Source organism: Serratia sp. T13T92, from assembly GCF_047530105.1.
GTDB classification, from domain to species: domain Bacteria; phylum Pseudomonadota; class Gammaproteobacteria; order Enterobacterales; family Enterobacteriaceae; genus Chania; species Chania fonticola.
The window spans coordinates 14,676-37,323 of sequence record NZ_JBLJAK010000008.1; the positions used below are offsets into that span (position 1 = coordinate 14,676).

The window sequence follows — 22,648 nt, forward strand, 5'->3', positions numbered from 1 at the left end:
TGCGTATTTAAAATAGCGGCATTAATGATAGTTGGCGACACGCCCTGTGCAACATTCCCATTTGTCCATTCACCATTAGCATCTGCTGTATCTGTGGTGCTTCCTACTTTTTGCATGAGGGATCCTCACTCGAAGAGCGATATTAATTGAATTTGTTAACTAAAGGTATTCAGATGAGACGTCAAACATTTCTGCAAATTCCGGCGTTACGTCATAAACACCTTCATCATTAAAACCAAAATAGATATAACCAAACTTAACAATGGTATGAGATGGTAATAATGCATTCATAGTGCATTCAAGTTGCTTATTTCCCCAAGAACGCAGGGGGTCACCACAATAACTTATCCCTGCTTGAGCGGTAGTGACTGACACGCCCTCAGCCTCAACCATCCAGACAAATGGCCAGTCATCACCATTTAGACCATCTCCGCACACCGATAGCCCTGCGCGCGCCTGCCTAAACTCTTTAATCGTTATTGTGTATCCCAGTGCTTTCGCTATGCCGATAAAATACGATTTAGACTGGCCACCGGTGCTGATCAGTTTCGAAACCACTGCCGCCTGACGCTTGGCGATCGTATCCACCTCGCCGATAGAACAATCGTCAGGTAATCCAAGCGAATTTTCCCACTCGGGCAATAAAATGGTTGCTGTTGCGGGGAACCCGCCGCTTAAGAGGGAAATCGCGTCACTATCACTACGCTGAAAACTGGTTGCCAGCGCTCGTATCACTGCAGTTTGAACGGCACCAGGTTCACGTGACCAGGCTAACCCCAAAGGAATTAATGATTGCAGTGCCTGGCTGTAGCTTTCGGCAGGATACTGTCTCATGTATAGATCACCTCGCCGCGAACAGGAAGCTCACCAACGCCCAGGAGAATGTTCACACTGGGCGACACCAGGATAAACCCTGCAGTTCCTTCGATATCACCAATAGCCCTGTTCAGATCAGAAATATAAATCTTCCCAGATCCGTCCGGATTGCCGCTTTCAAAGAAGACATTATCGATCGCGGCATTAATGGCTGTTGTGACATCGCTACCGACATGGCTAATCCCGCTGATTTCAAAATCGATAACCTTTTCAACCGGAGAGCAAAGGTAAACAAGCGCCGTTACGGGTTGCAGCGGGTAGATATAGTCGGCAACTCGCCCCTGATCCCCTGTTGCTTTTACTGCCCCCCAATCATCGAGTTGGCTGATCCCGTCAGTGCCCACCGGAAAACCGTGGTTAGTTTCATCGTTGCCGTCACACATGATGTATACGCCAACAGTGCCTGCGCCCATCAGGCGGCGCTTTACCCAGCAGCGGGTTACACCAGGTACAGCGAGAGCCCATTGCTTATAATCTGTATCACTACCACCCTGGGGTGGGTTTTGATAGGCCAGCAGCATGCGAGCCCGGAAGCTCTCCTGCTCCTCAATATCCGCCCCACCGACCGCGGGTTCCACCATCACTCCACTGGATTCAATACCCGGTAACGCAACGTCAAGCGTAAGGATAGTGCCAGCATCAGCATTACCTGATATACCTCCACCAGACGAGTCCGACATAATATCCGGCAATATGGCCGTCAATGCGCCTACACCGGTACCACCAGGGCCAATGGTTATCCCGGCATCCAGTCGATACTGGTACCCATCCCCGCGATTAAGTACAGCCCCCTTATCGACCGTAGCGCCTGGGGTACCGCTAAACTGATATTCCGCAGTATGTGCAGCTTTAGCCGCATTCTGATAGACAGATTTCATCGCTGCCCAACCAGAAAGCCATTCATCAGTAGCGGTGTAGGGTGTGGATTGCTGCGCTATATAATCGAGGTAGGCGTAATGCAGATGAGACAAGCCCGCGTCAGCATCTGCAAGGATGCGCATATTGGAGAAACGAAGCAGGGATCCGGTCTTTCTTAACTCAGATTCGAGCTGAACACGGTTTCTATCGCGTAGCTCGGTTAATGTAGGCCTTTTGAATGGCATAAATCATTGCTCCCATACCCAAAAAAAACGCAAGTCCGTGCTATTGCTGTTACCTGGCCTGTAATAGCGGATCACAATATTAAGGCGGCGCGGATGAACGATCTGGGTCGCCGTTTCGATTGACCCCACCACACCGTCAGAGATCAGCCAGCTCAAGGCATCACGGCAATGGTCTTCCGCTTTGAGTGCTACAGCAGTTGTCAGCTTTTGCCGACGGAGAAGCCATAAGCGTGAACCGATCTCCGTTTCAGCCCCTGAGTTCCCCCACCAGCCGCGGCTATCATCACCATCAATATCATCATCTGCGCGGGCCACGCGGTCAGTGAAGAGGCTAATAATAATTGCCGTCTGGAGATCATCGCCTTCCAGCAAGTCGCCACGGCCTTCTCGCCAATCAGCCCTGAGCTGATCAACGTCCCACCAGGAGCTGATATCACTCATTACACTTGCTCCCCTGGTTTTTCACTGGTTTTATTTTCATCCCCGCCCTGAACATTCCGGACAACATGATCATGGTCGTTATGGGCATCTCGAAGTTGTTTTAAGGTCGCGGTATTGCTTTCGCAGTTGTCGATGATGTCACCCGTAACCTTTACGGTCGGCGTATTCATCAACACCCCCTCGGTAGCATTGATGGTTACCTGCGTTGCATTGCTGACCGTAACGGCCTTGCTGTTGGCTTCTATTTCGATACCTGCTTCCGTCAGCTTGATGAACATGCCCCACTGGTTATAAATCACCGTTTCACCGGAAAGCAGATCAGAGTGGCGGAACTGTTGATTATTGCTGGCAATGATGACTGCACTGGAGCGATCACCACCAAGGAAACCAATCACGACATCCGTACCCACCGGCAAGCCAGAGGAAAACCCAAACTCGGCCATGCGCGGCGTGCTGTCGCGTACCTCCAAGGGGGTTTGGTACTGTACTTTTTGCACCCCCCCAGCATCACCATGCGCCGTAATTCGCCCGATCCCGAGCATCATTGAAACCCGGCGCCCTAATTGCCTCAGTTGCCCTGTAAAATCAGACATCAGTTGACCTCCTGAAGCTGGCGGTAGAATGCGTAAGGCTGAACTGCAAACGCCGCCGGTGGCATCAAAACCATTCTGGCTGCTGTCCCCTGCTCACCACGCATGAAGGTCACTTCCGCCAGGATCCAGAGCTCATCCTTCAGGCCAAATATTGGCAAACTGATAGGGATGAGTGTATTGGGTTCCCACAGCTTGCCGCTCTTGTCCCGCCAGCTGTCGATGGTCACCTGCAACTGCCTTGAGCGGCCAAAGCGCCGGTTCATTTCCCAATCAATGCAGTTTTGCGCCTGCTGGTTGGCGATCATGGTGCTTTCCACGATGATGACGCGGTTTCGATACCGCATCTTCGCCGCTTCGGGATCTTGTGCCCGGGCCAGCGTCACCGCGTCATAACCCGCATTCGGGGAGAACTCAGCAACCGGAGTAGTGGACATCGAAACACCGATATAATCGGAAAACCGTTCATCCATCGAGTCTGTGAATGAGGCATATTCGATGTTTTCCCCCTGTGCAACGCCGCTGGCCGCTTTCCGAGTGCCCACTCGAGTTAGCAGAAGATTTCCATCTGGCATGTCAAAATAGAGAAGCGCGGCCCACCGGCTGATCCTGTCGATCACTTCCTGCGAAGACTCCCCCCAGTTCAGGGTAAACTGCGGCACCGTCGCCATATCCTCGACATCCGAGGAAACATTGATGCCATAGGGCGCGGCCAGGCGCTGGGCAATTTGTAGCGCGTTGGCCTGGCTGATCACGTTGTTAGGCCATTCAGCCGAACAGTCCACCAGATCCTGACATTTACCTCGCCCCGTCGCCCTTATCTCATGCCGAGATTTCGACAATGCCGGGTTCCAACGGTCGATATATCCTGTCATGACCAAGTCATCGCCCAACATGACCTGGCACGGGTCACCTTTCCTTACCAGTTCCTCCCCGTCAGAGCCGGGATAATGGTCCATCAGGGACAAATCAAAATCAGAAGGGAGCCGCTCTATGCCACGGGTAACCCGGATCTCTCCCCATCCCTGAATGAGCTTATTCCCCACCTTCAACGTAAGTTCATCGGTCATTTTCTCAACGCTCTAAAAGTTAGGGGCATAAAAGCGGGATGCCGCGGCTGCACAGTCTGGATCAGCTCATCACCACGGGCCCCATCCTGATAAAGGCGGTTGGCCAATGCCAATGCAGGCATCGATGTACTCATTGATATTTGTGTCAACGCGCTCAGCTTTGCCCCCTTTAGTGTGAAGGCATCGACGAGAGAATTTCGCGTTTCTAGCAGATTGATGTAGTCATCATCATTCCCAGCATCTGCGGCCAGCAGCAGAACGGTATCCATCGTGTCGCAGACGCGGTTTAACATAGCGATCGCATCGTCATAACTGGAAGGAGAATAGTCTGCTGCAACTGCTGCCATAGCTCCGGCTGAAAGCACGCACAACAATATGTTGGCACTGAGAGAAATAGCAGCGTCACTACTGGTGGCATAGAACGTGCTGCTCCGGTAGCCGGCCAATGTCTCCAGCATTCTGATTTTTTCTTCAACGCTACCGCTCACTGAGACCACCGTCATGACGATCGCTGTGGCACTTTGTGAAAAGCCCTCGATGGAAGTGGTGTTTTGCAAGGCGGTTGTTTCAGACAAAAGTTGCGCGCGGCCCGTTACTGCCTCCGCCATTTTTTGCTTTACCAGCCCAGGGTAATCATCGGTGTCTGCCTCTCGGGTAATGGCGCCGGTGGCCCCCGATATACTTCCGCCCACGGTCCCGTTGTTGTACCGCCCATAGCGGGAGCTGCCAAAAGTAGAGCGCAACACATTGCTGAGGTTAGTTACCTCATTTGTGGCACTTTTGACCATGTTTCCCCAGAACGCTGCGGTGTTCTTCAGTGTTTTTACTGCCTGTGTAACAGTACGCAACTCCCCTTTCACGGTGCCAATGAACTTCGCAGCCGCTGAAGATGCCGTACGCAACCAGTTAGCCTGAACCAAAGAATTGGCTGGGGTGCTGCTGGTGATGGCAAAAACTTTTAGTCCGGACTCGATAACTGTGAGGGTAAATTCAAATGATCGCCCTGATTCCATCCCCTCCATCAAGCGCAGGCCACCATCAGGGATGCTAACTGTAAGCTCTCCCAGCGTTGGGTGTACCAGCGTCCCTGGCCCATCCATTTCACAGGCTGCAACAAGAGAATCACGCTGCGTCATCACATCAGGGGCGTCATAAACCAGACTGCCCTGGACGATAAAACCACGAAGCGTAAACTTGCGCGTCCCACGCCCAAGATCTTCTACCCAGGCGGTATTTCGGTAAGGGTATTCATGCACTGCCTGGCGGCGGCCATACACACCTTCACCGCTGACGATGGCGAACGGGACGCCACGAAAAGAGGCTGGATAAATGTGTCCACGCCAATCCCAATCCTGGCCACCACCCAGCAGAGATGACAATGCTTCTGTAATTAGTGCCATTACTGCCCCCACAAAAAAACCCGCACATATGGCGGGTTAGAATAACATTCCAATAGAAATTAAATTAGCGATATCTATAATAATCCCAATCAGCCAACTCACTTTTAGCTTCTATATCACCTAGAAGTGACCTAAGGATTTTTATCTCAACCACTCGCGATGATATCTCGCAATTCATTAAATTATCATGAACTTTAGATTTAAAACCATCAACAGAGTACTTATTATATAGACCGAGAATGAATTTTTTCTCATCTTTACCTACAGGGTTATTTTGTTCATACAGGGAGATGGTGTTTTTTATTTTTTCATCTAATCCCTGAAGCTCTGAAGCCATAGCTTCAGCCTTATCTTCTCCATTAAGGAGCCTTTTTAAATAAGAGTTTCCATACTCGCAACCAAGCCCCCACATTCCTGCCGCACTTTTCGCCGCCACAACATCAACAGGTGCAGAAAATGCAGGTAAAGACATGAATAAAATCAATAATATAATATGCTTCACAACAACTCCCTAGTAGTGATTAAGTAACTTACTGATAGCATATTTAGAATGAATTAGCCATTCAACTTAAAGATTGCATGGAAAGCGATACTCGTCCACCAGCATCAACAGGAACCCGGCGACGCTCACCGGTTTTACTGTCGATGAGAGTGAGTTCAACTTGCATTTTGCTTTCCTGCAACGTTTGATTCAAAGAGGTGAGAGCTGATATCAAATCGCTGCTACCATCTCTTTGTTCAGGCTTAAGAATGGAAGAAAACTCATTACTAGAAGGCAATGTATCAGTGATGCCACCACGCTGATCACCTGCCGCATCCTGGGGTTGATAAGCGGGTAGGCCTGGCATTATTTGCTGTAAATAATTTCGCGTCTCATGCGGGGATCGATCTAAACCGAGTTCTTTTACTCTCTTTGGGCCCCAGTTATATGCAGCAACTGCTTTTTTCACATCTCCATCGAACATTTTCAACAAGTCAGAAAGGTAGCGGGCGGCCGCACCACTTGACTTGGTAAAATCCATGCGGTCCTCTGTAGTATTAAGACCATAATCTCTGCCTGTATTAGGCATGAACTGAAAATGACCTTCAGCACCAGCAGAAGAGAGCATTTTTTTTCCTCTGGATGATTCAGTTTTCCAAACCTTATCAAGTAATCCTTGAGGGAGATTATGCTGGATTTCTAACTGTGATAATCGCTTCTGTTCTTGGGAGCCACCTAAAGCTTGATCTATCGGATTCATTACGTTGTTAGGTTCAGGGGCGCTAGCCGCCTTTAAATCCTTTTGCAATTGGTTTACAGCATTATTGGGTCTTTGCCAAGCTTGGTACTTTTCACGATACCCGTCAGTCATATAGCCATAATCAAGGGCAATCTTATCCCACTCTCCAAGCGATTCATAAAACTTTGGATTATTGTACCCCCAGCGCAACTGTTCAGCTTCATTCCCCCTATTTAAACCAATCGCATGGCCAAGCGAAATACTGTCCAATCCGTTAGAAAAAACATCCGTTATACCTTCCAGCCCATCTTTAACTGATCCGTCTGATAGCAGCCCCTCAAAAATCTTGTTTTTAGTGCGCTGCTTTAATCCATCGTATGACGCACCAAGCTCATTGATAACCCGATCAAGCGCTGTCAATTCGCTGTTTAATTGTGGATCAACCGTTAGGCCAAACTTGTCTGATTTTGCCAAGAGGTTTTTTAACCTGAGACCCTCTCTTAATAAAGCCAGGCTTGCAGCATCCAGTCCCATGGTATCGGTCACAGTTTTTTGCGTTTCTGAAGATAGTGTTGGAATGACCTGTGCCAGTCTTTCCATAGTTTTCAACACATCAGCGGTACCGTCTTTATTTCTGACGATCTGGACGCCGATCTGTGTCAGCATAGCTAGTGTCTTATCGTTTCTCCCCTGAAGCGCATCATTGAACGTAGCATATAGCCCTTCAACTGACTGATTGGCAGATGCTGCATCAGCCCCCAAAATCTGCATAGCACCAGACAAGCGGGAGAAATCATCAACCCGCATGCCTGCGTTTTTCGCTGCTACATCTAGCTCATAGGCGCTATGGCTGGCATCCTGCAAACTGCCAGCCATGTAGGCAACCCCCTTACCAATACCGTACGCAGCCGCTCCTGCTGCGCCAAATTTTAGTGCTCCGCCAAGCTTTCCCCCAAGTTCGCCGACCATTTTCAACGGAGGCACCATATCGCCGATAAACTGTACGTTATCACACGCAAAGGTTGAGATTTGTGACAGGCGTTCGCTCAATGAATCCAAGCCATCAAGAGAGTCCTGGCCACCAAGCTTCAGATTGTCAGTTGTCGTTTCCAATAATGGATTTAGCCGTTTAACGACATCATCAATCCGCTGAATAGCAGCCGAAACTTGATCATCGGCATGCAGTTCAAAATCAAACGAGTTAGCCATTTTTGCCTGCCTTTATCTTATTCATCCTGCGCGCCTGTTCGGCCCAGAAATTCAACCTGGTACGGCTCAGGGCCCATGCATCCTGCGGCCCCCATCCATAATACTTCGTTACCTCAGCGGCTAACTGCTGCCATCCTTCGAGGGATCGAAGCTCAAAAAACCCAACATGTACACCTCGCAACGCTTGTAATCGGTAAAATGCATGTTGGCTAGCGGGCCTTCTGGTACGCCAGAAACCAGGCTGATCAGCAGGCGCATAGCGTTAAGTGCGCCTTTTTGCTCCCTGCGCTCGTAAAACTGCTCAGCCTGCACAAGCACAGGTTCTTTCAGCTCCAACTCGGAATAAACGAGCTTTCCGCCTCCCGTTTCCAAAGGCTTCTTAAGCGTGATAGTTTTGGATTCTTCCAGCATAATTAATACTCCTTGACCGAACCGCCTTCCCAGCGCATGTCGAAAGTGGCTTCTTCACTGTCAACATCTTGCGTGTTCACAGACCACATATTTTCACCGATGATTGTTTTGCCGTTTGCCAGCTCAACAACCACAGTAACGTTTGTGGCGTCATTCAATCCCTCGAGAGAGGTTCCGCCACTGTCACGCCCTTGATAGCTAATAAACGGAGCCCTGGGCTTTTCCTTATACCCATGAACCCAATCCATCCCAGTCAACGTCGTGCGCTCAACCTTTGAAACGCTATATTTAAACTGGCCCGCAACCATCACCGTAATACCGTCAACAGTTACATAAGCGGTACCGGCCAAGCGGTTAGTTGTATCACCCATAAGACCTCCTTAGGCTGCGGTTTCAGCTCTGCGCCATTGATTGAGAAGTGCAAAAATTTCCAACTGGTCGATCAGCGTGCCAGTCCAGAGCACATCCACGCGCTTTGTATTGCTGCTGTTACGTTCCACCAGCAGCGTCTTGGAAAATGCTGCTGCATCTTGCACATAACCGTTGTATTCCAGCGTGCGGTATTGCGCGATCAGTTCGGCACGGATCACATTCGGCGTCACGATGGCCGAGCCTGGCGCAAATCGCGTACCGTCGTTAGCCAGCTTCATGCGGCCGAACTTCGAAGTGATCTGGGTACGCAGGAAACGGGTGACGAACATCAGCAGGAACAAGGTCTCAATGTTCAGGTAGCTGTCATCAGTATCACCAAACTTGTTCTTCTGGTAAGTGGTGATCGTCTTTTCAACCTGCACTGAGCCATCATCAGCCACCGTGAAGGTGGAAATGCCGCTGTACAACAGGTTATTGCGCTCGATAAGCATGAAGCGACTTTCCAGTGGTGGTGCCAGGACACCGCTGATGGTCAGCGTTTGCGTTGGTCGGCCTGGATCGTTGCGTAGGCTCGGCGCAATAGCACCGGTTAACGCAGCTGCCCACAGGTAGGCGGGGGTCGGTGAACCATTGATGCCCAACAGCGTTTCATGCTGATTATTGCGCGCTGAACCTGCCGCTGACAATGAACCGTACGTGCCCGCCAGCGCCCCGAACGAATGCCCGTAAAGCTGCTGAGCATAGGACCATCGCCCGGTTGCATCAGACAGGAAGTCTTTCACGGTATCCAGTGAAGTGGTGTCCGTGTATGGGTTAACGATGAAATCAAACGCCCGATCCTGCAGGTTGCCCAGTGCATCCGTCAAAATCGGAGCGCCAGAACCACCAGTCATCGAGGTGATCTTCAACGTCATTCCTTGAGGCGTTTCTTCCCCGCCAGCCACCCCTTGATAATTGAGGCGGATATCGATGCTGTTACCGTGAGCACCTTTGTTTTTCGCCGTCAGATTAACGGTGTCGGTAGCGGCGCCATCTACAGCAGCTGTTACAGGTAACCGGCTTTGACCGTTGATCACCGCTGCGACCGCAGCAGCCACAGCAACTTTATCGTCTGTGCTGACAACGGTCAGTTGTACACGCATCCCCGCAATATACAGGGACAGTACACCGGTCGCGGCGGCCGCACTCAAAATCTGAATTTTCCCGGTGGCCGCAACAGTACCCGTGGTGCCATCAGACAGCGGAAGGATCCAGATTTCCGCCGAAATGTCATTAGCCAGGTACGTCGTCATCATGTTGTGCAGCATTGAGCCGCTGCCACAAATGCCTGCAACCGCAGAGTCAGAGGATACTTTCTGTGCGAGGCCAGGCGTTGCCGTGCCGGTTGACAGCATTTGCCCGATCAACAGCGTGCGCTGAATTGCAGTGGCCGTGTTGGCCATTGAGTTATCAAATTCAGCATAGAAAAATGGCGCGCGTTGGTTTGACGGGATGCGATTAAATGGAACGGTCATTGATCATTCTCCTGGCCTTTCTTCCCAGCCGCCGGTTTTACCGCCGCGTTCGGGTCGAATGCTTCTACATCGCCGTCCTTTATGCGGCGCCCCCAAAAGATATTGTCAGGAACCTGTTCGCCGGATTCAGGCAAAAAAGTGCCCTTGACCGGATCGCGCACAACGCGGCCCGGTGCGGGTTTCACAAACATAGGGTTACTCCAGATCGATTTTTACGAGTGGTACAGGGGTGCCGTCCGGCATGGAGATCTCTACATCTATCCCCTCGAGGGGGTCAGCGTCGATTTCATAGAACTCTTCCGGGCCCTGGTAATATTCAATATCCAGTTCCATCAGCAACTGCGCGGTATGCCCCTCCCCTCCAGCATCCACACCAATTGTCGATCTCACCTGCAGAAACTGCTGAATTTTTCGGGTCAGCTCATAGCTGTTGATCACTGCACGCTCTATCTGCTCGCGCAGTTGCTCCAGTGCCTCTTCTGCTTTTTCCGCCCCGTTGTCCTCTGTTTCATCGTCCAGCTCCTGCAAACGGCCGGTAATGCGTACAGTGGTCACAGTGGTGAACTGGGGAACATTGCGGCCCAGTGAGTTCTTCACATCGATCGGGGTCTGCACCAGGATCACAGGATACATATCCGCCGTAGTTGACCAGTCCCGCGGTGAATAAACCCGATCACCGGCATCGGTTTTGTTCTTCAACGCATCGATGACCAGCAGCCTTACCCCTTTGGCGTTCATACTTTCACCTTGTTGAGAATAAGCTTGGTCCCACCGTGGCTGTCCGGCTGTATATCGGCGATGGCAAACAGAGTGTTTACCGGCACACCACCGACAATGCCAATCAGCACTCGATCACCCCGTTTCGGTGGTGCCTGGAACTGACTATCGCGCACACCAAGCACCGGCGATGTGGTATTGATAGTGCTACCGTCATCCAGCGGCTCCACATCCTGCGTATAGGCGCGATCAAAGATGCCGCTGATGATGTAAGGCGTACCGCTGCCACCAGGTCGGTACTCAACCGGGTCACCAAAAACGCCGTGTAATGGTGCGAGCAAATGCTGATCCCAGTTGATTCCCATTATTCCCCCGATTGCACAGATACGGTCGGTGCGCTGCGAAGCAATGCCAGCTTGCGGAGTTGATCAACATCAGCCACAACGCCCAACCCGATCAGCCGCTGGGCATCCTCGGTTGAAAGCGTCAACGTTCGGTTTTCGGTAAAGTCTCGCCCGTCATGCCGTACCGTATTGCCCTTGATGACCACCACAGAAACCAGCCCATCACCCAGCGTTTCTTTATCCGGCTCCTGATCCAAATCATCACCATCGGTGTCCGTGTCGCCAGGAGTATCCAGCTGCTGATCGTCAACCTTCAACGATTTTCCAGCTTCCTGACCATCTACCAGTAACTCGGGCGGCAAGCCGCCCAATTCACTGTCCTGCCGTTTTGGTTGCTTCATATCACACCACCGTAGCGCAGAGTGCAGCGTTTACCCGGCTTGGAATGACCAGTGGTGCAGACTGAGTCATCAGCAGACGCTGGGCAGGATCTTCTTTCACCCAAGTTTTAGGGGCATAGGCTAAAGGACCATAATTGAAAGCTGGGTCCAGAATCACACCAAACGCGCGAGTACCCATCAGATCGGCGCCCGACATAATTACTGCACCGTCTGGGATCATCGGCTTTTCAACGTTGTCCAGAGGGTCAATAAACCAGTCGTTGTACAGCCACAGGTCAAAGTTACCCCAACGCCCTTTATAGACAGCCCCTTTTTGGGCCTGTGGACCAGCATTGACCTGGTTACCAAACGGGCTCAGCGCCGGGAAGGTGATGGCGTTATCCTTGATGGTGGTGTCCAGTCGGAACGCTCTCCACGCCTTGCTGGTAAACACCAGGTCGGTCGGCACAGCACCGGAATTCTTAAGGATCAGCGTCTGCCACACCTCAATATCATCCGATGGCTGGGTGTTTGTTGCCCCTGCAGCCACAGTAAGCGGCCATTTGTCACTGCCGCTCAGAGTGATGGTCAAATCAGATGAACGTCCAAAATCAACTACTTTTGTTTCGTAACCTTCGCCACTCACTGTGACTTTTCCAGATACCATCGCGCTACTCGCCATCCATTCGAGGCGACGGTTGATCATGTCAATCTGATCGGCCATCTCAAACTGCAGGTTCAGCATTTCACGTTCGGCTGCAGTAAACTCACCACCGATGCGTTCACCAATCTGCCGGCGGATGGGTTTGCGTAGGTCTGGAGCACGCTTGTCTTTGATGTAAGCAGGTTTGAAGGTGTTGGTCTGGTATTTACGGCTTTCGACCAACTTACCTTCCACCAGCGGCGATACGAATGGCGCCATGCGACGCAGACCCACGTCTACGTCGATAGCCACTTCTTCCGTCTCGTAAGTCACCACGTTCGGGAAGAAGCGATCCAGAAGCCAGTTCTGGCTGGTCTTCAGGTTAGGGACGACCTGCACCAGCACGCTGGTATCAAAAATGTTTTCCATATTCAGTCTCTTTATGATGCCAGCGACGCGGCTGGCCAGAATTCAGGACGAGTGAAACCCTGCCAAAGAATTGGCATCAGTTACGCTTTCGAAAAGGTTAAATCAGGAGATTGGCGCTTGGATGCCGTCGCGCAGGAAGATGGCCAATGGTCGTAAGGCAGCCTTCAAGCCAGCAATTGTCCAGGTAGCATCGAAAATGAGACGATTTTGATTAAACTCGCCCATCAGATAAACGCCGCCCGTTTGTGCTGTTGTGGTGGTATCCACATTGTCGACCAAGATAGCAACCGGCTTTTCGCTGCCGTCGGTCGCATCTTTTTTGCTCGGAATATACGATCCCGACGCAGTGACCATACCAAGCACGGTTCCACGCTTAAGCACACCAGAAACCCCGATCGTTACCGAATCGGTGACAAGCTGCAATGGCCCTGATACAAGCTGATCAGGCACAAACACCGAGCTCTTCATGCCGGGTGCAAATTGGTTTTGTCCAAACTGGTCCATTACTTAGTACCTCGTGCAGTGTCATAGAGGCTGGTCATCTTGGCCACCAGCGCATTTTTACCCGTTGCCGCTGTACCGCCAGCATCGGGCCCCAGTCGAACCTGTTCTGCCTGCATACGCTCATCAAGGGACGATCGTTTAGTCGGTGCGGCAGTGGCTGGCCCCATAGCAGCTAACGTGCCGATCGCCTCACGCGCGCTCATGCGGGTATTGAACGCCAGGTGTGCAGCCATATCCGGACGACCTGCAGCATGCTTGCTGCCAAAAATAGCGGCACAACGCTTGCGCTCTGCCCGGCTGCCTTTCTTCACGTCGGTGCTATCGTCTTCTTCGGCGCCAGCATCGTCGTCTTCGGCATCAGGATCGCTATCATCGTCGTCTTCCATATCCTTGTCGTCATCGTCCTCTTCAGCGTCTTCCTCATCACGCTCTTCTTCCGCGTGGCGGGATTTCGCCTTTTTACCTTTTTCTTTGTCGTCGTCCTCATCTTCAGAGGCTTTTTTCTTAAAACCCATCAGGTGGGCAAACTTTGAGTAAGACATACGTTAAGCTCCTGCTTCATTGTGTAATTTTCGGAATGCGGCGTCAGGGGTCATGACTGCATCAGCCAGCCCCAGTTGTACGCCATCAGCCGCCAGGAAACAGGCAGCCTGGGTATTGCGGATAGTTTTCTCAGTGATACCCCGATTGCGGGCTACCGTGCTGACGAAAAGCTTACCCATCGTATCCACATCATCCTGGATCGCGGCACGGGCCTGATCGGTCAGTTTGACGTAAGGATTGCTTTCGGCTTTGCGGTCGCCATAGGTAATGATGGTTACCGCCAGGCCATCTTCTTTAATCCGCTGTGACCAGTCACAGTGAATAACGATGACGCCAACAGACCCCACACCGCCAGTGCGCGGGACGTGTATGCGATCGGCAGCGCTGGCAATAGCATAAGCCGCTGAATAGGCATTTTCGGTCAGGATGGCGTGGATCGGTTTAGAACCGCGGGCGTGATAAATCTCGTCCACCAGGTCAAAGCAACCGGCAACCTCCCCACCAGGTGAATCAATATCCAGGCAAATACCTTTCACCTCCTGATCATTCATTGCTGTGAGGAATGATTGCCGGATACCGTCATACCCTGTCATGCCACTGTATGGGCGTAACGATCCAAGTTTTTGGACCAGCGTTCCCTGCACGGGTATGATCGCTACGCCATCCACCACGTCATAACCAGTATCCTGCTTTCGGGCCTTTCGGGTGAAGGTGTCGTCATCGCCCATCCAATCCGATGCCAGGGTGTTGATGCGGGTTATGCCGAAACGGTCCATCATGGCAGCCATGACCACTTCGGCTTTTTGCGGGTGAAGCGCCAGCGGCGTATTAAACAGTCGCTGCGCCAGATGCGGTAAATTCACTCTGCCTCCGGATCTTTTATTGTTTCTGGAGCTAACATTTCGGCCTGTGCCCAGCTTGGAAGTGGAAGCCCACGCTCTTTAAAGGCGGCAATTTCACGCTGCCGCTGATCCAGCATTTCTTCCCAGTCTTCGCCTGCGTTTTCCGCTGCTTCCATTTCCAGCGTTGAAAGGCCTGCATCCATTCCGAGGATTGCGCCTTTCTTCTCTGCTACCGGATCCACCCAGCCACGTCCCGGCCCCATCCAGCGAGCACGACAATAAGCAGCCCTAGCGTCGAGAAAATGCGGCGCGCCGGCTGGCAGCGGTAAATCTTCCGTATCATGGATTTCTTCGATAAACGCAGAGAGGATCGGCTGGGCAAACCCCGCAGAAAAGTCATCACGCCGACGAGTCAGCGTTTTCCATGCTTCCAGCATCGCAGAACGGGCGGAACTGTAGTTAACATCTGACCAGTCCTGTGTTACCTGCTGGGTAGAAAGCCCCGTGGCAGCAGCAATATTGCGTAAAGCAGCGCTTTCGAATACTTCAAAGTTGCTGTGCGGGCGCGCAGCATTGACGGCTTTGACATCCTCACCGGGGTACAAAATCGGCATTCTAGCGCCATTTTGCAGAGAAATTCGGCGATCTTTATGAAAATCAACACGGCCATCTTGGTAAGCACCAATACTGGTGTCGTCGAAGGCTTCCCCCATCGCTGCTTCAACCATCTGCGGATCGTACGGCGAGGTGATGTAAGCACCGAAGACCGCATTCAAAATCGCCGCTTCCAATTCTGTCTGGTCATACTTGATGAGCATTTTCAGGCGCTGAACGACCGGTGTTAGCATGCCGTTACCCCGATGCTGAGCACCACGCTCATGATCATAATCGTGCACCACATGTGGCCGCCCCCAGTCGGTTTCCCTCGGGATACGCCGCCAGGTCATCGTTTTGGCTCCGCTCCACCAGTCGCCGATATGCGCCTCACGGATGTGGTATGCCACCGGTGCACCATCACCATCAATTTCAACACCACCGCGGATGTTGGGCATATCAAAGTTTTGTTGCGGGTTGCTTAGGCGATCAGGGTCAACGATCTGCACTGTTGTTGCATAGCGGCCTCGCCCGCGGCCAAGCCGGTCGGGACGGTATTGCAGGATCGCCAACGCATCCCCATCAATAAGCTTGTGACGGAAACCCAACCGCAGCATTTGAGACACGGTCTGTTTCCGCTCAACATCACAAAAACGGCCAGGGTCATCCTGCGCCCATGACCGCCAGTGTGCCTCTATAACCTTGCCGTATTCATCCGCCCAGGTTGCGTCGAATGCACTGTTGCCAGTCATCAACGCCAGCATGCGGTAATCAGGTTTCAGGATGGGGCGAAAGTTCGCGCCAACGGCGTTATCCAGCACCCTGGTGATACTGCCACTGGCCCACCCGTCATTACGCGCCAAATCCCGCACGCGGGAGACAATGCGATCGCGGTAGATATTGATCTCATTATCTGGCGACCACAGCGCTGGCTGCCAGTTTGCCAACTGGTCACTGAATGAGTCAGCCGCATCGTAAGGAACTCGACTGCCGCCCACCAGCATGGACGCCTTTGACCTCGACGGAGCGAGTGGTTGCCCATTTGGGCCTAAAATCTTGATGTCACTCATCAGAATCTAAACCTCATAGGCCGACGCGGGCGGGGAACAATACCCAACTGAGCCTGCAGCAACTGGATCAGCGCCATCAAGTCAGCTATAGAGGATTGCTGGTAGGAAACAGAACGTGTGCCATCACCCTGCGTATAAGAAAACGACACACCACGGGATCCGGCAGCCAGGTCAATATATGCCTGCTGCGCCTTTGCCAATGCGGCCTGCAATTGCTCAGGCGTCATCGCACCGGCCAGCAGGCTAGTGTTAGGGTTAAACATAGGGATCCTTAAGATGGCAAAATTTGAGACAGGCGTTTGCGTTTTGGCTTATCAGGCTCTTCAATAATGACACCCGGCAACCGTAAATCTGGCTTACTTTCAGGTTCCTCTGGCGGCGGCAATAAACGATCTGGGTTGGTAGATATTAGGTTTGCCAATGCGTTCAATTTAAAACCCATATGCAACAAGCCGCACAGTGCACCATAGCCATAAACGCGACAGTCCAGCGCTTCGTTAGCCCTGCCTGCAGGCAATTCCCAAACGCTATACCGTTGGCCGGCTGCCTCTTTCATCACCAAACGCTCGGCAGTCAACTGTGTGAAGTAACCGATGTCACGATCGGTGGAGTAGTGCATGTAGCCTGGGCCAGGGTTTTCTATATGTAGTCGCGACCGAACCGAGTCCTTCGCCGAGTTAACACCTAGGATTATCGGCCTGTACTGGCTCTTGCTCCGCGCCGTTGGCCGCTTGTTAGGCCAGATCGGTGAACGTTTACCTCCTGTCGCAGATTCCCCCTTGATTGCCCAAACACGGCGACCTAGGCGCGCCTTGGCAAATTCATACACCTTTTGGGTATGGTTGCCACCGGAGTCATGGCATGCGGCCATAATCTTGAAACCCCGGCCATCGGCTCGGCGCCATATTTGCTGCAGGTAGGCATCTAAGCGTGTCCAGGGTTCTGCAGTTTCCAGATCTCCCTCTATGACGTCATATGCCACCGACCAACTTTCCTCGTCCTTACCCCATCCGATCACTTCAATTTCAAGGCGATCTGCCTGTGTATCAATGCCAGCAGTGAGAACCGCGACACCATCAGGAACCTCGGCTTCAAAAACCTCGCGCCTGGCAAGCAGGACATCAACCGGAAGAAGCTTTCCATAGTTTGGACGGTGTGGCAGCCCCATCTGGGTATTCCACCAAGCAAGCTCTTTATCAGGGTCGCCTTTGGCGCGCAGGTACTTTTCCGCAATATCGGAGGGTTTATCTTTTTGCCATGGGCTAAATAGCTTTGATGCCTGGTACCCGGCGTGGATATTGTCCACCCCTAAAGCGCCACAAGTAGGGCAAACAGCACGATGCACCGCGTGGCGATCGGATGCTGACCACTGCCATACCCGCCCCACTGCGGTCTGATCGTCGGTATGCCAAGCTTGCTCATAAATATTTAATGGGACATGGCGCTGACCGCAACATTCGAACGGCTTGGTTTGATGCCACTGAATTGTTCTCAGCGCCCGGAGGCGTTCACCTTCAGACCAGCCGGCACCACAGCTTTCACAATAAAGCATCGCCGCTTTTGTATTGTGCTTATCCCCTTCAGATGGCCAATGGACATGTTTAAAGAAATCAGGAAACTGGCGATGCCCGCAGTGAGGACAGGCAATCGAGGCTCGACGTTGATCGGAGTCCGCATAGCTGGCCGCAATTCGGCTTTCGTCCTCTACCGTCGGCGAACACGCACGAACAGATAACCAATTAAGGCCAAAAGTAGCGGTGCGTTCTTCAGCCAAGGTAATAGGATCCCCCTCACGGGTAATCGGATATTTATCAACCTCATCAGCAAGCAGAACGCGGATCGGTCGCCGCGCCAGGTTGTCTGGACTACCAGCACCAGCCAGGGCAAGAAAGCCACCCGTGAATGATTTATACAGCAATGTCTCTTTCGAGTTTTTCTGCTTATTACCGCCGACCAAGCGCCTTAACGCCGGGGTAACCCTTATCAGCGGGGTGATACGCTCTTTGGAAAATTGCTCTGCCGCGTCCTCTTTGGGTTGGAGCAACAGCATCGGGCAAGGATCAAGATGAGCAAAATAGCCAAAGAGGTTTTCCAGCAATGCCGTTTTCATGAGCTGGGTACAACACATCACCGTGATGATGTGAACCCCTGATTCTGTGGCGGCCAGCATGGGGCCACGGGCAATCTCTACTGTCGATGTATCCCAGTCCCCAGACGTACTTCCTGCCTCTTTCGCCAACTTACGGAATTCGTCAGCCCAGTCAGGCACACTGATCCGGGGTGGAGGGGTCCAGGCCTTGCGAATGCTTAGGGTTAATCGATCATGTTTCGTCTGTGTTAAATTCGGGTTCACCAAGTCCGGAGATGTGTTTATGGACATGTTCTATTAACACCTCGGTCATTCTATCGGCGGGAACATCCAGATCAGCCGCCATCAAAGGTGCTACCCTAGAAGGCCAGTTCATCCAGGCATCTCGCTGTGCTCGAAAAGCTTTAAATAAGACATCTTCGGCTACAGACAGATCCACCAATTGCCCATCCTCTTTTTCGAACTCCAGCTTTGTTAATAACGCCAAATAGTTCTCTTTTACTCTGCTGGCTTCTTCCCGAGACATCTCTGCGCCGAATGCCAACATGATCTGTTTTACAGTTGCTTCCGTGCTGTCATCGTCAGTTGGAGCAGCCGAAGCGATAACTGGCTTTTTCTTTGCAGCATTTTTCGCCCGCGGATCTTTGCTATCACGCAAAGCGGCCAAGGCTTTATCGCTCGCCTCAACGTCGATTAATTCACCATCGAGAACAATATATTTGCCCGCTTTAATCCAGCGCCCGACGGTCTTGCGATCAACACCGGCATGCTTGGCATAGTCAACTTGCGTCATCGTGGTCATGGGACATTCCGCATCAATGGGACATTGGGACATCGGTGTGGGACATTTTTTGTGTCCCACACCGATGTCCCACCCGGAAAATCAGGTAAACGCCGCTGGGATGCGGGTTAGCGAGAAATCCACCTGTGGGACATGGGACACAAAATGAAAAATATTTAGCTGGTGAAACTGCACGGCGCGCAATGCCCGTGCTTTACAAAAGTGCTAGGAAGGACCCATTTTTTTCTGGAGGCCCAGAGGGGGCAGCCTGGCATCACTTCGCCGTTTGCATCGCGTCGGCCATTGCCCTGCTCAGTTCTGTCGGCATCAATGCACTGGCCATAGCTTGTGCCCGATCGAAGTAACCAAGTGTTGGCTTGACCGGCAGCGCATCACCAAACTGGATCAGCAGCTTTGGCGCTGGCATCTTCATGCGTGGCTGCCTTGTACCGTTGGCAGAGCGCTTACGCCGCTTCTTACCCTTCTTGCCTTTCTTGGCCTTGGTACGTTGCCACACGCCGTTTGCACCACCGACTTCCCCAACGAACACATCAGCCTTAGCCTTGAGTTGGCTCATCTTGTTTCGCGTTAGGTTGCCGTACTTGTTCAGCTTAATGCTCTTGGGGTTTAGCAGTGCCTGGCTGTTCAGCTTATGTTGACCACCAAACTCGAATGGCTCCAGGTAGCTGGCAGCGGTATCCATCACGAACACCTTGGCAGTGAGGCTGTTTTTTCGGGCACCAAACGATCGAACAGAATTGACGGTAAACGGTGTTGGATTATCCAGATGGCGCTGAAATGCAACTTTCTCAGCAGCCTCGATCTTTCTGGCAACACTGGTCAACGCCTGCGCAGTAGCAAAAGGCACCTGTTTTTTAATCTTCTGTAGCTGTGCTGACAGTTCTTTTATTCCAGCCATACGTTACCTACTAGGAATAATTAATTTAAAAACAAGGTGGCAATCATTACAAAAAGGGCTGTTATAACCTCAGCCCTGAAATAATCAGATGCAGCATCAACTGAAATCACAAGGTGGTTATATGTTCTTTAGAAGCATTTGAAAGATATACAAGACTTCCTTCATTACCATTTAAAACCCGTTGTCTTGCTGAGTTTATTTTCAAACCACCTAAAACAAAACCACCTACACCGGTCAAAACAGTCGTTACCGCATCTGTCAATGATGCAGCAGTGTATGCAGATAATGCCCCCGTAATGATACTATTGACATCTGTTTCATATGATGCTGTGACATTCATTTTAAACAGAGTTTTCCATCCTTCGTTATTAAGAGTGTTGATATCATCTATAGCTTTAACTAGTCCGGAGTAAGCGGATGCTCTGGCTAAGTGAAAGTCATGAGATGTCATAACTTCTTTATATAACTCTTCAAGATATACATGCAAAGCTGATAGTTCATCAGCACGCCTTAATTTAAATTCCAATATATCACATAAAGGTACATCACTTCCTGGGACAGGTAGGGCGTTGGTAATCTCCAGCCTTAACGTATCCTGTAATTTTGACTGTTCATTTGTTGATACGAAAGTATCGCCTTTTTGATGCAAACGCCAATCTGTTCCTTTCTGCTCTTTTCTTAAATAATCCAGCAAGCCAGACTGAGAGCTCAAAAACTGGTTAGGGATATCACCTGAGTGTATAGGGTATTTAATTGGTAAGATGGGTCGCTCTATCACCCCGCATGATATCAATTCTTCCTCATTTGGAATTGGAAAATGGAACATTTCCATATTACTTATGATTATCGAATCCCAGTATAAAGTATAGTAGTTGATATCAATGGCGGATAATTCATCTCTAGTAGTGAAGCCATTCCCATTTGATATTTCTTTAAAGGAACAAGGAAATGTAACAATGCCTCTTTTCATTAATTCTCTTCCATTTTAAGATTGAATGAAAGATGAGCATATCATTTACCTCATTCCTCAGGTAGTCCTATACGCCACCGATTTATCGTTCCCACCTGCCTAGCGCATATCAAAAAAGCTGTTTGCAGCGCCAAGGTGTAGCTCACCGTCTCGTCCTAGGTATAGATGCTCTGTAATGCTACTTTCGCCCGTTATCCCTCTTCCACTTAATCACCCCTTCGATGCGAGATGCGCACACGTCCAGCTCGTTCTGCGCCACCTGCAGCGCCAGCACGGCTTCACCGAACGTGGTACCGGTAAACAGGGTCTGTTCGCATTGTTGAAGCAGTACAGCGGGCGGGTACACGTAGATCAGCTTAGGGGGCGCTGGCGGGGGTGGCGTTCTTACCCCGCAGGATGTCGATAACATCATCAGGCAAGCGCTGATTGCTATAGTCGCTATGCTCCAGCGCCTGGCGTAATTTTCCGTTTTCAGCATCGGCCTTGGCCCTCTTCTGCTGTTCGATCTTCAGTTGCTCCTCGGTCGCTCGCCGGTCAGCGTCGATTGACCCTTTTAGCGCGGTGATGGTTTCATCACGATCTGACACCGCCTTGTTGAGGTCTTTGTTAGCCTTGCTAAGCTTCTGGTTTGCCTCATTAGCATTATCGAGCCTGTGGTTCAGTACAGCGCTAACCGCGCCCAGACAGATAACCAGCATCACAACGCCAATCAGGCCGTAGCGTGTAAGTGGATTCATGCTAGGCGACCCCCAGCCGATTTGTACTGTGCAAGCAGTCGATCCAATTTATGCTCTGGCTGACCATAGTTAGCTCCGGGAAGTGACGCCCAGATGTTCCGGCATTTACTGATGGCCAACGTGATGTTGCCAGCTTCAATATCTGGAAGCGCTCGGCGCTCTTTAATAAGCTGGATAGCCCAACGATCTTGAGATTCAGGTCCGAAATCAGGCAACTTGAGCAAATTCCGGTAATGCCCCCAGTCTCGCAGCATATGTTGGTACCTGCCGGAGGCGTTCGATGTCAGCCCCTTGCTGTTGATCACCTTCGAAGGTCGGCCTTTATTGAAAGGATGGTCAGAGAAATCGGTGAACACTTCTGGCTTTTTATCAATTCCAGTCACGATAACGTCATAGCCGTTGTTCTTGGTTGCCGGGCTAGTTGATGTCCCTTCCGACCAGGCCAACATATCGAGGAACGCCCGGAGATTATTGCTAGTTTGCATTCGAGTCTCCCGTTCCCCTGCGGGCAATCCGCAATACAAACTCCCTGATAGCTGACAAACCGATCATACCGATCATGCAGCTGACGAATATTTCAATCTTACCAGCGGCCACAGTCGCCATAGCACCATTAAGCCAAGGAATGGAGTGAACCAGAAACACGATAATTGGCGCGATGGCCGGGCTGATTGATACGGCGACAATCCCGCAAACAACCCCTTCCCCTATTCCTGCGCGCAACTTACCACCGCCCCAAACAACTCGGCGAAATGCCACTATAAAAGCGACGATAAACCCGTTAATGCCTGGGGAATGGTGGTAATAGAACGCAACAAGTGCTGTGAGCCAACTTGGATCTTTTTCAGGCATTTTCATGACCTCCCCCTGCCGGGGCTCA

General features: G+C 51.3%; 29 protein-coding genes. All 29 read right to left on the reverse strand.

The features are described from left to right. Positions 1 to 159 precede the first annotated feature (159 nt). Complete coding sequence (locus tag ACMV5I_RS10660; protein WP_414824298.1) at positions 160 to 834, reverse strand: YmfQ family protein; 675 nt, start codon at positions 832 to 834, stop codon at positions 160 to 162. Further along, positions 831 to 1,979 (reverse strand): baseplate J/gp47 family protein, encoded by a 1,149-nt coding sequence (locus ACMV5I_RS10665; RefSeq protein WP_414824299.1) that lies wholly within the window; start codon positions 1,977 to 1,979, stop codon positions 831 to 833. Before ACMV5I_RS10665 ends, ACMV5I_RS10660 begins: the two co-directional genes overlap by 4 nt. Positions 1,980 to 1,982: 3 nt before the next feature. Next, on the reverse strand, positions 1,983 to 2,420 hold the full coding sequence (locus ACMV5I_RS10670) for a phage GP46 family protein (protein ID WP_414824300.1): 438 nt from the start codon (positions 2,418 to 2,420) through the stop codon (positions 1,983 to 1,985). Continuing rightward, positions 2,420 to 3,013: a phage baseplate assembly protein gene (locus ACMV5I_RS10675; RefSeq protein WP_414824302.1), complete on the reverse strand. Its 594-nt coding sequence runs from the start codon at positions 3,011 to 3,013 to the stop codon at positions 2,420 to 2,422. Before ACMV5I_RS10675 ends, ACMV5I_RS10670 begins: the two co-directional genes overlap by 1 nt. After that, positions 3,013 to 4,080 carry a phage baseplate assembly protein gene (locus ACMV5I_RS10680; protein WP_414824303.1) on the reverse strand — a complete coding sequence of 356 codons (1,068 nt, stop codon included), beginning with the start codon at positions 4,078 to 4,080 and terminating at the stop codon, positions 3,013 to 3,015. The genes ACMV5I_RS10675 and ACMV5I_RS10680 overlap by 1 nt, the downstream gene beginning before the upstream one ends. After that, positions 4,077 to 5,480, reverse strand: a complete 1,404-nt coding sequence (locus ACMV5I_RS10685) for a DNA circularization protein (RefSeq protein ID WP_414824304.1) — start codon at positions 5,478 to 5,480, stop codon at positions 4,077 to 4,079. Before ACMV5I_RS10685 ends, ACMV5I_RS10680 begins: the two co-directional genes overlap by 4 nt. Before the next feature lie 64 nt (positions 5,481 to 5,544). Beyond that, complete coding sequence (locus ACMV5I_RS10690; RefSeq protein ID WP_414824305.1) at positions 5,545 to 5,982, reverse strand: hypothetical protein; 438 nt, start codon at positions 5,980 to 5,982, stop codon at positions 5,545 to 5,547. A gap of 61 nt (positions 5,983 to 6,043) precedes the next feature. Further along, entirely contained in the window at positions 6,044 to 7,909 is a 1,866-nt protein-coding gene (locus ACMV5I_RS10695; protein WP_414824306.1) for a transglycosylase SLT domain-containing protein, read from the reverse strand. A 120-nt stretch (positions 7,910 to 8,029) separates the two neighbouring features. Beyond that, positions 8,030 to 8,320, reverse strand: a complete 291-nt coding sequence (locus tag ACMV5I_RS10700; protein ID WP_209527033.1) for a phage tail assembly protein — start codon at positions 8,318 to 8,320, stop codon at positions 8,030 to 8,032. Between the two features lie 2 nt (positions 8,321 to 8,322). Beyond that, positions 8,323 to 8,691 carry a phage tail tube protein gene (locus ACMV5I_RS10705; RefSeq protein ID WP_223665058.1) on the reverse strand — a complete coding sequence of 123 codons (369 nt, stop codon included), beginning with the start codon at positions 8,689 to 8,691 and terminating at the stop codon, positions 8,323 to 8,325. Between the two features lie 9 nt (positions 8,692 to 8,700). After that, the gene (locus tag ACMV5I_RS10710; RefSeq protein ID WP_414824308.1) at positions 8,701 to 10,206 is read right to left on the reverse strand and encodes a phage tail sheath subtilisin-like domain-containing protein; all 1,506 of its coding nucleotides are present in this window, start codon (positions 10,204 to 10,206) and stop codon (positions 8,701 to 8,703) included. Beyond that, a complete protein-coding gene (locus ACMV5I_RS10715) occupies positions 10,203 to 10,397 on the reverse strand; it encodes a DUF2635 domain-containing protein (RefSeq protein ID WP_223665235.1) in 195 nt (64 codons plus the stop codon). The genes ACMV5I_RS10710 and ACMV5I_RS10715 overlap by 4 nt, the downstream gene beginning before the upstream one ends. Before the next feature lie 4 nt (positions 10,398 to 10,401). After that, complete coding sequence (locus tag ACMV5I_RS10720) at positions 10,402 to 10,944, reverse strand: ATP-binding protein (protein WP_414824309.1); 543 nt, start codon at positions 10,942 to 10,944, stop codon at positions 10,402 to 10,404. After that, entirely contained in the window at positions 10,941 to 11,288 is a 348-nt protein-coding gene (locus ACMV5I_RS10725; protein ID WP_414824310.1) for a hypothetical protein, read from the reverse strand. Before ACMV5I_RS10725 ends, ACMV5I_RS10720 begins: the two co-directional genes overlap by 4 nt. Beyond that, on the reverse strand, positions 11,288 to 11,668 hold the full coding sequence (locus ACMV5I_RS10730; protein ID WP_414824311.1) for a hypothetical protein: 381 nt from the start codon (positions 11,666 to 11,668) through the stop codon (positions 11,288 to 11,290). Before ACMV5I_RS10730 ends, ACMV5I_RS10725 begins: the two co-directional genes overlap by 1 nt. Before the next feature lies 1 nt (position 11,669). After that, entirely contained in the window at positions 11,670 to 12,719 is a 1,050-nt protein-coding gene (locus tag ACMV5I_RS10735; protein WP_209527021.1) for a major capsid protein, read from the reverse strand. A gap of 102 nt (positions 12,720 to 12,821) precedes the next feature. Continuing rightward, complete coding sequence (locus tag ACMV5I_RS10740; protein WP_414824312.1) at positions 12,822 to 13,223, reverse strand: head decoration protein; 402 nt, start codon at positions 13,221 to 13,223, stop codon at positions 12,822 to 12,824. Then, positions 13,223 to 13,765, reverse strand: coding sequence for a hypothetical protein (locus tag ACMV5I_RS10745; RefSeq protein WP_414824313.1), 543 nt, complete (start codon positions 13,763 to 13,765; stop codon positions 13,223 to 13,225). The genes ACMV5I_RS10740 and ACMV5I_RS10745 overlap by 1 nt, the downstream gene beginning before the upstream one ends. A 3-nt stretch (positions 13,766 to 13,768) precedes the next feature. Continuing rightward, positions 13,769 to 14,629 (reverse strand): S49 family peptidase, encoded by an 861-nt coding sequence (locus tag ACMV5I_RS10750; RefSeq protein WP_414824315.1) that lies wholly within the window; start codon positions 14,627 to 14,629, stop codon positions 13,769 to 13,771. After that, on the reverse strand, positions 14,626 to 16,272 hold the full coding sequence (locus ACMV5I_RS10755) for a phage portal protein (RefSeq protein WP_253083397.1): 1,647 nt from the start codon (positions 16,270 to 16,272) through the stop codon (positions 14,626 to 14,628). The genes ACMV5I_RS10750 and ACMV5I_RS10755 overlap by 4 nt, the downstream gene beginning before the upstream one ends. Beyond that, positions 16,272 to 16,535, reverse strand: coding sequence for a gpW family head-tail joining protein (gene gpW, locus ACMV5I_RS10760; RefSeq protein ID WP_209527011.1), 264 nt, complete (start codon positions 16,533 to 16,535; stop codon positions 16,272 to 16,274). The genes ACMV5I_RS10755 and gpW overlap by 1 nt, the downstream gene beginning before the upstream one ends. A gap of 8 nt (positions 16,536 to 16,543) precedes the next feature. Further along, positions 16,544 to 18,652 (reverse strand): phage terminase large subunit family protein, encoded by a 2,109-nt coding sequence (locus tag ACMV5I_RS10765; protein ID WP_414824316.1) that lies wholly within the window; start codon positions 18,650 to 18,652, stop codon positions 16,544 to 16,546. Then, positions 18,594 to 19,163 (reverse strand): hypothetical protein, encoded by a 570-nt coding sequence (locus ACMV5I_RS10770; RefSeq protein ID WP_414824317.1) that lies wholly within the window; start codon positions 19,161 to 19,163, stop codon positions 18,594 to 18,596. Before ACMV5I_RS10770 ends, ACMV5I_RS10765 begins: the two co-directional genes overlap by 59 nt. 253 nt (positions 19,164 to 19,416) lie before the next feature. Then, entirely contained in the window at positions 19,417 to 20,061 is a 645-nt protein-coding gene (locus ACMV5I_RS10775; RefSeq protein WP_414824318.1) for a hypothetical protein, read from the reverse strand. A 106-nt stretch (positions 20,062 to 20,167) separates the two neighbouring features. After that, on the reverse strand, positions 20,168 to 21,031 hold the full coding sequence (locus ACMV5I_RS10780; protein WP_414824319.1) for a DUF6236 family protein: 864 nt from the start codon (positions 21,029 to 21,031) through the stop codon (positions 20,168 to 20,170). A gap of 178 nt (positions 21,032 to 21,209) precedes the next feature. Further along, complete coding sequence (locus tag ACMV5I_RS10785) at positions 21,210 to 21,377, reverse strand: hypothetical protein (RefSeq protein ID WP_414824320.1); 168 nt, start codon at positions 21,375 to 21,377, stop codon at positions 21,210 to 21,212. Positions 21,378 to 21,387: 10 nt separating this feature from the next. Further along, complete coding sequence (locus ACMV5I_RS10790) at positions 21,388 to 21,768, reverse strand: hypothetical protein (protein ID WP_414824321.1); 381 nt, start codon at positions 21,766 to 21,768, stop codon at positions 21,388 to 21,390. Then, entirely contained in the window at positions 21,765 to 22,253 is a 489-nt protein-coding gene (locus tag ACMV5I_RS10795) for a glycoside hydrolase family 104 protein (protein WP_414824322.1), read from the reverse strand. Before ACMV5I_RS10795 ends, ACMV5I_RS10790 begins: the two co-directional genes overlap by 4 nt. Next, positions 22,243 to 22,626 (reverse strand): phage holin family protein, encoded by a 384-nt coding sequence (locus ACMV5I_RS10800; protein WP_253083386.1) that lies wholly within the window; start codon positions 22,624 to 22,626, stop codon positions 22,243 to 22,245. The genes ACMV5I_RS10795 and ACMV5I_RS10800 overlap by 11 nt, the downstream gene beginning before the upstream one ends. Positions 22,627 to 22,648: the final 22 nt, after the last annotated feature.

Bases quoted from the DNA above. Each gene is read 5' to 3' on its own strand.
- ACMV5I_RS10755 (WP_253083397.1), bottom strand. From the start codon at position 16,272: ATGAGTGACATCAAGATTTTAGGCCCAAATGGGCAACCACTCGCTCCG.
- ACMV5I_RS10735 (WP_209527021.1), bottom strand. From the start codon at position 12,719: ATGGAAAACATTTTTGATACCAGCGTGCTGGTGCAGGTCGTCCCTAAC.
- ACMV5I_RS10775 (WP_414824318.1), bottom strand. From the start codon at position 20,061: ATGGCTGGAATAAAAGAACTGTCAGCACAGCTACAGAAGATTAAAAAA.
- ACMV5I_RS10700 (WP_209527033.1), bottom strand. From the start codon at position 8,320: ATGCTGGAAGAATCCAAAACTATCACGCTTAAGAAGCCTTTGGAAACG.
- ACMV5I_RS10800 (WP_253083386.1), bottom strand. From the start codon at position 22,626: ATGAAAATGCCTGAAAAAGATCCAAGTTGGCTCACAGCACTTGTTGCG.
- ACMV5I_RS10740 (WP_414824312.1), bottom strand. From the start codon at position 13,223: ATGGACCAGTTTGGACAAAACCAATTTGCACCCGGCATGAAGAGCTCG.
- gpW (WP_209527011.1), bottom strand. From the start codon at position 16,535: ATGTTTAACCCTAACACTAGCCTGCTGGCCGGTGCGATGACGCCTGAG.
- ACMV5I_RS10720 (WP_414824309.1), bottom strand. From the start codon at position 10,944: ATGAACGCCAAAGGGGTAAGGCTGCTGGTCATCGATGCGTTGAAGAAC.
- ACMV5I_RS10660 (WP_414824298.1), bottom strand. From the start codon at position 834: ATGAGACAGTATCCTGCCGAAAGCTACAGCCAGGCACTGCAATCATTA.
- ACMV5I_RS10685 (WP_414824304.1), bottom strand. From the start codon at position 5,480: ATGGCACTAATTACAGAAGCATTGTCATCTCTGCTGGGTGGTGGCCAG.
- ACMV5I_RS10705 (WP_223665058.1), bottom strand. From the start codon at position 8,691: ATGGGTGATACAACTAACCGCTTGGCCGGTACCGCTTATGTAACTGTT.
- ACMV5I_RS10695 (WP_414824306.1), bottom strand. From the start codon at position 7,909: ATGGCTAACTCGTTTGATTTTGAACTGCATGCCGATGATCAAGTTTCG.
- ACMV5I_RS10790 (WP_414824321.1), bottom strand. From the start codon at position 21,768: ATGAATCCACTTACACGCTACGGCCTGATTGGCGTTGTGATGCTGGTT.
- ACMV5I_RS10780 (WP_414824319.1), bottom strand. From the start codon at position 21,031: ATGAAAAGAGGCATTGTTACATTTCCTTGTTCCTTTAAAGAAATATCA.
- ACMV5I_RS10795 (WP_414824322.1), bottom strand. From the start codon at position 22,253: ATGCAAACTAGCAATAATCTCCGGGCGTTCCTCGATATGTTGGCCTGG.
- ACMV5I_RS10670 (WP_414824300.1), bottom strand. From the start codon at position 2,420: ATGAGTGATATCAGCTCCTGGTGGGACGTTGATCAGCTCAGGGCTGAT.
- ACMV5I_RS10770 (WP_414824317.1), bottom strand. From the start codon at position 19,163: ATGACCACGATGACGCAAGTTGACTATGCCAAGCATGCCGGTGTTGAT.
- ACMV5I_RS10675 (WP_414824302.1), bottom strand. From the start codon at position 3,013: ATGTCTGATTTTACAGGGCAACTGAGGCAATTAGGGCGCCGGGTTTCA.
- ACMV5I_RS10745 (WP_414824313.1), bottom strand. From the start codon at position 13,765: ATGTCTTACTCAAAGTTTGCCCACCTGATGGGTTTTAAGAAAAAAGCC.
- ACMV5I_RS10665 (WP_414824299.1), bottom strand. From the start codon at position 1,979: ATGCCATTCAAAAGGCCTACATTAACCGAGCTACGCGATAGAAACCGT.
- ACMV5I_RS10710 (WP_414824308.1), bottom strand. From the start codon at position 10,206: ATGACCGTTCCATTTAATCGCATCCCGTCAAACCAACGCGCGCCATTT.
- ACMV5I_RS10715 (WP_223665235.1), bottom strand. From the start codon at position 10,397: ATGTTTGTGAAACCCGCACCGGGCCGCGTTGTGCGCGATCCGGTCAAG.
- ACMV5I_RS10730 (WP_414824311.1), bottom strand. From the start codon at position 11,668: ATGAAGCAACCAAAACGGCAGGACAGTGAATTGGGCGGCTTGCCGCCC.
- ACMV5I_RS10680 (WP_414824303.1), bottom strand. From the start codon at position 4,080: ATGACCGATGAACTTACGTTGAAGGTGGGGAATAAGCTCATTCAGGGA.
- ACMV5I_RS10725 (WP_414824310.1), bottom strand. From the start codon at position 11,288: ATGGGAATCAACTGGGATCAGCATTTGCTCGCACCATTACACGGCGTT.
- ACMV5I_RS10765 (WP_414824316.1), bottom strand. From the start codon at position 18,652: ATGTCCATAAACACATCTCCGGACTTGGTGAACCCGAATTTAACACAG.